This window comes from Teichococcus aerofrigidensis (assembly GCF_054073225.1).
In genome coordinates this window covers 18,306-29,170 of the sequence record NZ_JBSXMU010000044.1, presented here as the reverse complement: position 1 = coordinate 29,170, position 10,865 = coordinate 18,306, and the positions used below count along the sequence as shown (strand labels likewise).

The 10,865-nt window shown below is 72.1% G+C and carries 8 protein-coding genes; 7 read left to right on the top strand and 1 reads right to left on the bottom strand.

Features of this window, described 5'->3' with window-relative positions:
• Positions 1-56: 56 nt before the first annotated feature.
• The 6 genes from ACVMLK_RS11305 to ACVMLK_RS11280 all read left to right on the top strand — a co-directional run bounded on the left by ACVMLK_RS11305 (position 57) and on the right by ACVMLK_RS11280 (position 7,070).
• On the top strand, positions 57-791 hold the full coding sequence (locus ACVMLK_RS11305) for an inositol monophosphatase family protein (RefSeq protein ID WP_457486452.1): 735 nt from the start codon (positions 57-59) through the stop codon (positions 789-791).
• 91 nt (positions 792-882) lie between these two features.
• Positions 883-2,757 (top strand): extracellular solute-binding protein, encoded by a 1,875-nt coding sequence (locus ACVMLK_RS11300; RefSeq protein ID WP_457486451.1) that lies wholly within the window; start codon positions 883-885, stop codon positions 2,755-2,757.
• Positions 2,758-2,856: 99 nt separating this feature from the next.
• Positions 2,857-3,969 (top strand): microcin C ABC transporter permease YejB, encoded by a 1,113-nt coding sequence (locus ACVMLK_RS11295; protein ID WP_457486450.1) that lies wholly within the window; start codon positions 2,857-2,859, stop codon positions 3,967-3,969.
• Positions 3,969-5,009 (top strand): ABC transporter permease, encoded by a 1,041-nt coding sequence (locus tag ACVMLK_RS11290; protein WP_457486449.1) that lies wholly within the window; start codon positions 3,969-3,971, stop codon positions 5,007-5,009. The genes ACVMLK_RS11295 and ACVMLK_RS11290 overlap by 1 nt, the downstream gene beginning before the upstream one ends.
• Before the next feature lie 11 nt (positions 5,010-5,020).
• Positions 5,021-6,634 carry an ABC transporter ATP-binding protein gene (locus ACVMLK_RS11285; RefSeq protein ID WP_370592027.1) on the top strand — a complete coding sequence of 538 codons (1,614 nt, stop codon included), beginning with the start codon at positions 5,021-5,023 and terminating at the stop codon, positions 6,632-6,634.
• A gap of 13 nt (positions 6,635-6,647) precedes the next feature.
• Positions 6,648-7,070, top strand: coding sequence for a hypothetical protein (locus ACVMLK_RS11280; protein WP_198367102.1), 423 nt, complete (start codon positions 6,648-6,650; stop codon positions 7,068-7,070).
• Positions 7,071-7,079: 9 nt separating this feature from the next.
• Here ACVMLK_RS11280 and ACVMLK_RS11275 read toward each other — a convergent pair whose 3' ends face one another.
• A complete protein-coding gene (locus tag ACVMLK_RS11275; protein WP_198367103.1) occupies positions 7,080-7,865 on the bottom strand; it encodes an alpha/beta fold hydrolase in 786 nt (261 codons plus the stop codon).
• A 205-nt stretch (positions 7,866-8,070) separates the two neighbouring features.
• Here ACVMLK_RS11275 and ACVMLK_RS11270 point away from each other — a divergent pair, with 205 nt between their 5' ends.
• Positions 8,071-10,653, top strand: a complete 2,583-nt coding sequence (locus tag ACVMLK_RS11270; RefSeq protein WP_457486448.1) for a penicillin-binding protein 1A — start codon at positions 8,071-8,073, stop codon at positions 10,651-10,653.
• The last annotated feature ends 212 nt before the right edge of the window (positions 10,654-10,865 follow it).

The window sequence follows — 10,865 nt, the reverse complement described above, 5'->3', positions numbered from 1 at the left end:
CCCCCCGGCCCCACCCGGCCCCCCCCCCCCCCCCCCCCGGGGCGGCGGGGGCGGTCATCCGCCCCCTTTTCCGTTCCGGCCTGCTGGTCGAGGCCAAGGGCGATGCCAGCCCCGTGACGGAGGCCGACAAGGCGGCGGAGCGGGCCATCCGGGCGCTGCTGGCCGAGCGCTTCCCGCAGCACGGCGTGATCGGCGAGGAGTACGGCGCCGAGCGCGCCGGCGCCGAGTATGTCTGGGTGGTCGACCCGATCGACGGCACGCGCGCCTTCGTCACCGGCCGGCCGCTCTTCGGCAGCCTGATCGGCCTGCTGCACCGGGGGCGCCCGGTGCTCGGGCTGATCGACCAGCCGGCGACCGGCGAGCGCTGGCTGGGCATGGCCGGGGCGCCGCTGCGCTTCACCGGCCCGATGGGCGGCACGCCCGGCACCCGGCCCTGTTCCCGCCTGGCCGAGGCGGAGCTGTCCTGCACCAGCCATGAGATGTTCACCGCGGCGGAGGCGCCGCGCTTCGCCCGCCTCCGGGCGGCGGCGCGCCGCGTGACCTGGGGCGGCGATTGCTACGCCTATGGCCTGCTGGCGCTCGGCCTGGTCGACCTCGTCGTGGAATCCGACCTCCGGCCCTGGGACTGGGCGGCGCTGGTGCCGGTGGTCGAGGCGGCCGGCGGCCGCATGACCGACTGGCAGGGGCGGCCGCTGCAGCTCGGCGCCGGGGAGGAGGCCGGCCCGCAACAGGTGCTGGCGGTGGGCGACGCCGCCCTGCTGCCGGAGGCGACAGGGCTGCTGGCCGGCTGAGGCGGCGGCGCGCCCCTCGCCCGCGTTTCAAAAAGCAAGCCGGGCGACGCCGCGGTTGTCCTGCGGGGGAGGAACCCTCATCCTAGGGGTCATGCGCCGACGTCCCCTGTTCGCTTCCGGCCTCGCCCTCGCCCTGGGCCCTGTCCTGCCTCGCGCGCGGGCGCAGCAGGCTCCCGCCGCTCCGCCGCCGGCGGAGGCGCCGCCCGGGCCCCGCCGCACCCATGCCCTGTCGCTGCTGGGCGAGCCGGCCCTGCCGGAGAACTTCCCCCACTGGCCCTGGGTGAACCCGGCGGCGCCCCGGGGCGGGGCCATGGTGCGTCATGCCATCGGCAGCTTCGATTCCTTCAATCCCTTCATCCTGCGCGGCACGCCGGCCGCCGCCGTCGCGGCGATCTACGACACGCTGATGACGCCGAGCTTCGATGAGGCCAGCACGGAATATCCGCTGCTGGCCAAACTCGTGGAGGTCCCGCGCGACGGGCGCGGCGTCGCCTTCGAGCTGGACGAGCGGGCCCGCTGGCACGACGGCCGGCCGGTCACCGCGGCCGACGTGGTCTGGAGCTTCGACACGCTGCGCCGGCATGGGCGGCCCAATTTCAGCGGCTACTACGGCGATGTCGCGGAGGCCGTGGCGGAGGGGGAGCGCCGCATCGTCTTCCGCTTCAGCACGGCCGACAACCGGGAACTGCCGCAGATCCTCGGCCAGCTTCCGGTGCTTCCCCGGCACTGGTGGGAGGGCAAGGACTTCGCCCAGCCCGGCCTGGAGATCCCGCTCGGCTCGGGCCCCTACCGGATCGAGGCCTTCGAGCCGGGCCGCAGCGTCACCCTGCGCCGCGTCGCCGACTACTGGGGCCGCGACCTGCCGGTGCGCCGGGGCACCAACAACATCGAGACGCTGCGCTTCGACTACTACCGCGACAGCACCGTGGCGCTGGAGGCCTTCAAGGCCGGGCAGGTCGATTTCCGACTGGAGAACGTCGCCAAGGACTGGGCCACCGCCTACGACTTCCCCGCCGTGCGCCAGGGGCTGGTGAAGCGCGAGGAGATCCCGCACGAGCTGCCGACCGGCATGCAGGGCTTCGCGATGAACATCCGGCGCCCGCTCTTCCAGGACCGCCGCGTGCGCCAGGCGCTGGGGCTGGTCTTCGACTTCGAGTGGATGAACGCCAACCTGTTCTACGGCAGCTACACGCGCACCACCTCGTACTTCTCCAATTCCGAGCTGGCCTCGCGCGGCCTGCCCTCCGAGGGCGAGCTGATGGTGCTCTCCGCCTTCCGCGGGCGTCTGCCGGAGGAGATCTTCACCACCGAGTTCCGCGTGCCGTCCTCGGATGGCAGCAATGCCAGCCGCGAGAACGCCCGCCAGGCGCTGGCCCTGTTGCGGGAGGCGGGCTGGGGCGTGAAGGATCGCCGGCTGGTCAACGAGAAGGGCGAGCCCTTCAGCTTCGAGATCCTGCTCGACGGACCGACCTTCGAGCGCATGGCCCTGCCCTATATCCAGGCGTTGCAGCGCCTCGGCATCGAGGCGCGGGCGCGCACCGTCGATCCCGCCCAGTATCAGGTGCGGATGGACAATTTCGACTATGACATGACGGTCGAGCTGTTCGGCCAGAGCCTGTCTCCCGGCAACGAGCAGCGCGACTACTGGTCCTCCGCCAAGGCCAAGGAGCCGGGCAGCCGCAACACCATCGGGATCGCCGATCCGGTGGTGGACGCGCTGATCGAGCTGGTCATCAGCGCGCCGGACCGCCAGGCGCTGATCGACCGCACCCGCGCGCTGGACCGCGTGCTGCTCTGGGGGTTCTATGTCGTGCCGCACTGGCACAGCCGCAGCTTCCGCATCGCCTGGTGGGACAAGTTCGGCCGGCCGGAGCGCAACCCGCGCTACAACCTCGACCTGTCGGCCTGGTGGGTGGACGCGGCGCGCGACCGTGCCCTGCCGGCGGACCGCAGGGCGGTGCCCTGACCCGTGCCGCGCGGTCCGGGGATGGCCCCACCCCCGCCTCCCGCCGCCGGTCTTCCTGCCATTGGCTTTCCTGCCATTGGTCTTCCTGAAGGATAGCGCATGGGCGCCTACCTCCTGCGGCGTCTCCTCCTGCTGGTGCCGACGCTCTTCGGCATCATCCTGATCAATTTCGCCGTGGTGCAGTTCGCGCCCGGCGGGCCGGTTGAGCAGATGCTGGCCGAGCTGCGCGGGCAGGGTGGCAGCGGCATCGGGCGCCTCTCGGGCGAGGGGCAGGGCGAGCTGCGGATGCCCCAGGGGATGCCCCAGGGGGGCGGAGGGGGCGGGCCTGTCGGCCAGTATCGCGGCGCGCAGGGCATGGACCCGGCGCTGGTGGCGCGGATCGAGACCATGTTCGGCTTCAACAAGCCGGCGCATGAGCGCTTCCTCGACATGGTCGGCGGCTATCTGCGCTTCGATTTCGGCCGCAGCCTGTTCCAGGGCCGGCCGGTGATCGACATCCTGCTGGAGAAGCTGCCGGTCTCGATCAGCCTCGGCCTGTGGTCGACGCTGATCATCTACCTCGTCTCCATCCCGCTCGGCATCCGCAAGGCGGTGCGCGACGGCACCGCCTTCGATGCCTGGACCTCGGGCGTGGTGCTGGTCGGCTACGCGATCCCCGGCTTCCTCTTCGCCATCCTGCTGGCGGTGCTCTTCGCCGGCGGCTCCTTCGTGCAATGGTTCCCGCTGCGCGGCCTCGCCTCGTCCGGCAGCGCCGAATGGCCCTTCTGGCAGCGCGCGCTGGACTATGCCTGGCACATGGCGCTGCCGACCCTCTCGCTGGTGGTGGGCGGCTTCGCCGGGCTGGTGATGCTGACCAAGAACAGCTTCCTCGACGAGATCGGCAAGCAATACGTGCTGACGGCGCGGGCCAAGGGGGCGGATGAGCGGCGGGTGCTCTACGGCCATGTCTTCCGCAACGCCATGCTGCTGATCATCGCCGGCTTCCCGGCCGCCTTCATCGGCATCCTCTTCACCGGGGCGCTGCTGGTCGAGATCGTCTTCTCGCTGGACGGGCTCGGCCTGCTCGGCTTCGAGGCGGCGATCCGCCGCGACTATCCGATCATGTTCGGCACGCTCTATCTCTTCACCCTGCTCGGACTGCTCATGCAGCTCATCGGCGACATCGCCTATACCCTGATCGATCCCCGCATCGACTTCGAGGCCCGCCGCTGATGGCGCTGCGCCCGATCACGCGCCGGCGGCTGGCCAATTTCCGCGCCAACCGGCGCGGCTGGTGGTCGCTCTGGATCTTCCTCGCCCTCTTTCTCGTCACGCTCTGCGCCGAGCTGGTCGCCAATGACCGGCCCCTGCTGGCCCGTGTCGGGGACCGCTGGTTCTTCCCCGTCGCCGTCGAGTACGCCGAGAGCGACATCATCCCCGACGGTTTCCCCACCGCCGCCGTCTGGCGCGACCCGGTGCTGCGGCAGGAGGTGGCCGAGCGCGGCGGCTGGATGCTCTGGCCCCCCTTGCCCTACCGCCACGACACCATCATCCGCGATCTCGGCCGGCCCGCGCCCTCGCCCCCCTCCTGGCGCAATCCGCTGGGCACCGACGACCAGGCGCGCGACGTGCTGGCGCGGGTGATCTACGGCTTCCGCACCTCGGTGCTCTTCGGCTTCACGCTGACGATCCTGAGCGCCGTCATCGGCATCGCGGCCGGGGCGGTGCAGGGCTATTACGGCGGCTGGGTGGATCTCGGCTTCCAGCGCTTCATCGAGATCTGGTCGGGCATGCCGCAACTCTTCCTGCTGATCATCCTCTCCAGCGTCATCGCGCCGGGCTTCTGGGTGCTGCTGTTCTTCCTGCTGCTCTTCTCCTGGATGGCGCTGACCGGCGTGGTGCGCGCCGAGTTCCTGCGCGGCCGCAATCTCGACTATGTGCGCGCGGCCAAGGCGCTCGGCGTCGCCGACACCCGGCTGATGATCCGCCACATCCTGCCCAATGCCATGGTGGCCACGCTGACCTTCCTGCCCTTCCTGCTCTCCGGCTCGGTCACCATCCTGGCCAGCCTGGACTTCCTCGGCTTCGGCCTGCCGCCGGGCTCTCCCTCGCTCGGCGAGCTGGTGACGCAGGGCAAGAACAACCTGCAGGCGCCCTGGCTCGGCATGACGGCCTTCGCCGTGCTGGGCGGGGTGCTGACCCTGCTGATCTTCGTGGGCGAGGCGGTGCGCGACGCCTTCGATCCGCGCAAGCTTCCGGGCGGCGGGCGGTGAGGGCGGCGGGCGTGGACGACATCCTGCGCGTCGAGGATCTTTCCGTCGCCTTTCGCGGCCAGACCGTGGTCCAGGAGGTCTCCTTCGCCGTGAAGCCGGGGGAGACGGTTGCCCTGGTCGGCGAATCCGGCAGCGGCAAGAGCGTCACCGCGCTGTCCTGCCTGAGGCTGCTGCCGGCCGCCGGCGCCAATCCGCGCGGTCGCGTCCTGCTGGACGGCACCGACGTGCTGCGGGCCGGCCCGGCCGAGCTACGGCGGCTGCGCGGCGGCGTGGCCGGCATGGTCTTCCAGGAGCCGATGACCAGCCTCAACCCGCTGCACAGCATCGGCCGGCAGGTGGCCGAGGCGGTGCGGCTGCATCAGCCGCTGCGGGGCGCCGCGCTGCGCGAGCGGGTGATCGCCCTGTTGCGGCGCGCCGGCCTGCCCAATGCCGCCGAGCGGCTGGACGCCTTCCCGCACCAGCTCTCGGGCGGGCAGCGGCAGCGGGTGATGATCGCCGCCGCCCTGGCCAACGACCCGAAGCTGCTGATCGCCGATGAGCCGACCACGGCGCTCGACGTCACCATCCAGGCGCAGATCCTCGATCTGCTGGACGAGCTGAAGCGGCGCCTCGGCATGGCGATGCTGCTGATCACGCACGATCTCTCCATCGTCCGCGCCCATGCCGATGCGGTGGTGGTGATGCGCCATGGCCGCGTGGTGGAGCAGGGCAGGGCGGCCGAGGTGCTGGCGGCGCCGCGCGCCGACTACACGCGGATGCTGCTGGCCACCGAGCCGCGGGGGGCGCCGGCGCCGGTGCCGCCCGATGCGCCCGTCCTGCTCGAGGCCGAGGCGGTGCGGGTGCGCTTCCCGATCCGCCGCGGCCTGCTGCGCCGCCAGGTCGGCGAGGTGCGCGCGGTGGACGGCGTCTCGCTGGCGCTGCGGGAGGGCGAGACGCTCGGCCTGGTGGGGGAGAGCGGCAGCGGCAAGACGACGCTTGGCTTCGCGTTGCTGCAGCTCGAATCCAGCGAGGGCGCAATCCGCTTCGAGGGGACGCCGATCCAGGGCCTGTCGCGCGCCGCGCTGCGGCCGCTGCGGGCGCGGATGCAGATCGTCTTCCAGGACCCCTACGGCTCGCTCTCGCCGCGCATGAGCATCGCCGAGATCGTCGGCGAGGGCCTGGCGGTGCACGAGCCCTCGCTCTCCGCCGCCGCGCGGCAGGCGCGCGTGCTGGCGGCGCTGGAGGAGGTCGGGCTCGATCCCGCCACGGCGCAGCGCTATCCGCACGAGTTCAGCGGCGGGCAGCGGCAGCGCGTCGCCATCGCCCGCGCCCTGGTGCTGCAGCCGCGCCTGCTGGTGCTGGACGAGCCGACCAGCGCGCTCGACGTGTCGGTGCAGGCGCAGGTGGTGGAGCTGCTGCGCGGCCTGCAGGCCAGGCACCGCCTGGCCTATCTCTTCATCAGCCACGACCTGCGCGTGGTGCGCGCCATGGCGCACCGGATCATGGTGCTGAAGGGGGGCCAGGTGGTGGAGACGGGCGAGGCGGAGGAGGTGATGCGCGCGCCCCGGGCGGAGTATACGAGGGCCCTGATGCGCGCCGCCTTCCCGGAGGGCGCGGCAGCTCGGGAGGTCTCGGCCAGCGAATGAACGAAACAGGCGAATGAACGAACTAGAGGTGTTGCGGGAGCAGATCCGGGAGGACCGGGTCCAGCTCGGCATCCATATCCGCAAGATGAATTCCCCCGGCTCCCCCGTCTATCGCTACGGCGAGAACCTGGTCTGGCCGGTCGGCCTGCTGGTGGTGGCGATCATCGGCATGAAGCTGGTGAACGTCCATGTCGGCATGCTGCTGCTGGTGGCCGGCATGGGGTGGTGGCTGTGGAAGGTGCAGCCCCGGGTGAAGGCCGGCGTCTTCGAGCGGTCGGCCGCCCTGGCGCTGTCGGACGAGCGGCTGTTCGACGGGCTCTGGGCCAAGGGCGTGCTGACGCTCTATGCCAAGGCGCCGGACGGCACGCCGCGCGCGGCGGCGCGCAAGGACGACTGGCGGGCCTTCGTGCGCGCCATGGAAGCCCTGCGGGGCTGAGGGCTGCTCTCAGCCGGCGTCCCGCAGCGCCATGGTCCATTCGGCGATGCGGCGCGCGAGGCCCTCGGCGCCCGGCTCGAGCATCATCACATGCCCGCATCCCGGCAGGAATTCCACCGGCACGCCGTGCCAGAGCGCGCAGCGGCGCACCGCGTCGGGCGGGATCAGCCGGTCCTGCCCGGCGCCCAGCACCAGCACCGGCCGCCGGTGCAGCCAGCCGGGTGGCACCGGCTGCGGCCATTGCGCCTCCAGCAGCGCGCGGGAGGATTCGCCGCCCATCCGCGCCAGGGCGGCACGGGCCGCGGGCATCGGCATCGCGGCGCTGAAGAGGGCGGCCGCCAGTTCCGCCGGGGCCTGGCCCGGCGGCAGGTCCATCCGTGCCGCCTCGGCCCAGAGAACGGCATCGGCCAGGGCCAACCGGGCGCTCGACCACCACAGTCCCTCGGGCGGCACCGGCGCCAGCAGCACGGCGCCGCGCACCTGCGGCTCCAGCAGCAGCCGCTGCGCCACCAGCGCGCCCAGCGAATGCCCGACGAGCACGACCGGCCCGGCCTGGGCCCGCAACAGGGCCCGCGTCTGCTCGACATAGTCGGACAGCCCGGCCTGTTGCGCGGCCCCGCGGTCGAACTGCTGCGCCCGCACCGTGAGGCCGGCCTCCGCGCAGCTGGCCTCGAAGCCGTGGCGCCAGACCCAGGCGCCACAGCCGGCGCCGTGCAGCAGCAGCAGGGAAGGCGGGCCGGGATGACCGGCGTCATGGGGGCCCGGGGGCCGGAAGGTCGGCAGGCTGTCGGGCATCGCGGGGGCGGGATCCAGCAGGAGAAAGGGCAGAGTAGGGGCGGCATGACGCCACGGCCAGGGCGGCGGTGCCGCAACCCGTTGCTTTGCGTTACGAACGGATGCGCTTCTCACCCTGGTGTGAAGGCGCGCGGGCGCCCATCTGCCTCCCGACGCCACACTGTGCTTCGCGCACCGAGGCCCGGCGGTGTATGGGAGGCCGGCCATGTCACCCAATGATCTTCGTGCCGACCGCCCCCTGGTCGGCGAGCGCGCCCAGCCTCACCAGCCCGCTCCCGCGCCGCCCGGCGTCCCGCCACGCCCGCCGCGCCGCGGCCAAGGGCGCGGCCAGGGGCGCGGCGGCAGTGGCCGTGGCTTCGGCCGCTGGGTTGTCCGCCTCGCCGGCTATGGCCTGGTGCTGGGCATGGCGGGCGTCGTGGTGGCCGGCGTGGCGGGCTATGGCTTCTATCGCCAGACGGCCGGCGACCTGCCGCCGCACGAATGGCTCGCGGATTACCAGCCGCCGCAGATGAGCCGCATCTACGCCGCGGATTCCAAGCTGATGGCCGAGCTGGCGCTGGAGCGCCGTGTCTTCGTGCCGATCGGCGCCATCCCGAAGCGGGTGCAGGCGGCCTTCGTCTCGGCCGAGGACCAGAACTTCTGGAGCCACCACGGCGTCGATCCCCTGGCCCTGACGCGCGCCGTGGTGATGAATGTCGAGGGCATGGCGACCGGGCGGCGCGCCGTCGGCGCCTCGACCATCACCCAGCAGGTCGCCAAGAACATGCTGGTCGGCAACGACCGCACGGTGATGCGCAAGGTGCGCGAGGCGATCCTCGCCTTCCGCCTGGAAAGCGCCATGCCGAAGGATCGCATCCTCGAGATCTACCTGAACGAGATCTTCCTCGGGCAGCAGGCCTATGGCGTGGCCGCGGCGGCCATGAACTACTTCAACAAGGGCCTGGACGAGCTCAGCCTGGGCGAGACCGCCTTCCTGGCCGCGCTGCCCAAGGCGCCGAACAACTACAATCCGAGCCGCTACCCCGAGGCCGCCAAGGCGCGCCGCGACTGGGTGCTGGACCGCATGGCGGAGGATGGTGCGGTGACCCGCGCCGAGGCCGAGGCGGCGAAGCAGGAGCCGATCATCGCGCGTGGCCGGGTGCGGCCCGAGACCGTGGCCACCGGCCCGTATTTCACGGAGGAGGTGCGGCGCGAGCTGGTGGCCCGCTTCGGCCAGGACCAGACGACGATGGGCGGGCTGGTGGTCCGCACCAGCATGGAGCCCGAGCTGCAGGCGGCGACGGAGCAGGCCCTGCGCGACGGGCTCACGGCCTATGACCGCCGGCGTGGCGGCTGGCGCGGCCCGGTGGCGAAGATCAGCACCGCCGCCACCGAATGGATGCCGGCGCTGGAGGCGGTGTCGCGGCCGGGTGGCGCGCAGCCCGGCTGGCGGCTCGCCGTGGCGCTGTCCGTGGAGGCGCGCGAGGCCCGGCTGTCCTGGCTGGAGCGGCCCGACGGGCGCGCCCAGGCGCAGCCGCGCCAGGGCACGCTGTCGCTCGACGATGTCGCCTCCTGGGCACGGCCGGTGAATGCCCAGGGCCGCCTGGGCGGCCAGCCCCGGCGGATGCAGGAGGTGCTGAGCCCGGGCGACGTGGTGCTGGTGGAGGAGGTTCCGGCGCGCGGCAATGCGCGCGGCTCCCGGCTGTCGCTGCGGCAGATCCCGCTGATCCAGGGCGCCGCGGTGGCGCTGGATCCGGCCACCGGGCGCGTGCTGGCGATGACCGGCGGCTATGCCTTCGAGCAATCCTGGTTCAACCGCGCCACCCAGGCGCTGCGCCAGCCCGGCTCGGCCTTCAAGCCCTTCGTCTATCTGCCGGCGCTGGAGATGGGCATCCCGCCCAACCAGAAGCTGCTCGACGGGCCGATCGAGATCATGACGCCGCAGGGCCTCTGGAAGCCCGGCAACTACAGCGGTCAGCCGCGCGGCTGGGTGACCATGCGCAGTGCCCTGCAGCAATCGCTCAACCTCGTCACCATCCGGTTGGCGCAGGAGGTCGGCATCGAGCGGGTCGCCGACGCGGCGGCGCGCTTCCACGTCATTCCCAACATGCCGCGCGTGCTCTCCATGGCGCTCGGCGCCGGCGAGACCACGGTGATGCGCATGGCCGCCGGCTATGCCTCCTTCGTCAATGGCGGCAAGGAAGTGACGCCGACCCTGATCGACACGGTGCAGGACCGCTTCGGCAAGGTGGTCTGGCGGGCCGACAACCGCCGCTGCGAGGGCTGCGAGGGCGGACCGCAGGGCGAGCCGCCCCGGCTGGTCGACGAGCGCAAGCAGGTGACCGATCCGATCTCCGCCTATCAGATGGTCTCGCTGCTGCAGGGCGTGGTGCAGTACGGCACCGGCAAGCGCGCGGCGGAGGGGCTGAACCGGCCGGTCGCCGGCAAGACCGGCACCACCAACGACTACATGGACAACTGGTTCGTCGGCTTCACGCCGGACATCGTCGTCGCCGTCTGGATGGGCTTCGACGAGCCGCGCAGCCTGGGCTCGGGCGAGACAGGCGGCGGCGGCCCGGCCGGCATCTTCCACGACGTGCTGGCCTCGGCGCTGAAGGACAGCCCGCCGGTGCCCTTCCGCGCGCCGCCGGGCGTGGCGCTGGTCCGCACCCAGCTGGAGAACGGCCAGACCATTCTCGAGGCCTTCAAGCCGGGCACCGAGAATGCCGCCCGCCCGCCGATCGACAACGGCGTCCTCTCCTCCAGCACGCCGGCCGGCGTCGATAACAGCCTGGGCGGCCTGTACTGACGGGCTGAAGCCTCCCGGAGTTCGCGGCGACAGGGTCGGCCCAGGGGGCCGGCCCTTTTTCGTGCCCGATGTCGGGCCTCGGCCCAGGCTCTCGGGCTGAAATCCATCCTCCATTACCCGTGATGCGCGATATCACCACAACTTGACGTGGCGAACGGTCCCTTTATGCGCGGAAAGTCTGTTTAATGATACTAACCGGGTGGTAATGATCC

Excerpts from the sequence above, each read along its gene's own strand:
- ACVMLK_RS11295 (WP_457486450.1), top strand. The coding sequence starts at position 2,857 with ATGGGCGCCTACCTCCTGCGGCGTCTCCTCCTGCTGGTGCCGACGCTC.
- ACVMLK_RS11280 (WP_198367102.1), top strand. The coding sequence starts at position 6,648 with ATGAACGAACTAGAGGTGTTGCGGGAGCAGATCCGGGAGGACCGGGTC.
- ACVMLK_RS11290 (WP_457486449.1), top strand. The coding sequence starts at position 3,969 with ATGGCGCTGCGCCCGATCACGCGCCGGCGGCTGGCCAATTTCCGCGCC.
- ACVMLK_RS11300 (WP_457486451.1), top strand. The coding sequence starts at position 883 with ATGCGCCGACGTCCCCTGTTCGCTTCCGGCCTCGCCCTCGCCCTGGGC.
- ACVMLK_RS11275 (WP_198367103.1), bottom strand. The coding sequence starts at position 7,865 with ATGCCCGACAGCCTGCCGACCTTCCGGCCCCCGGGCCCCCATGACGCC.
- ACVMLK_RS11270 (WP_457486448.1), top strand. The coding sequence starts at position 8,071 with ATGTCACCCAATGATCTTCGTGCCGACCGCCCCCTGGTCGGCGAGCGC.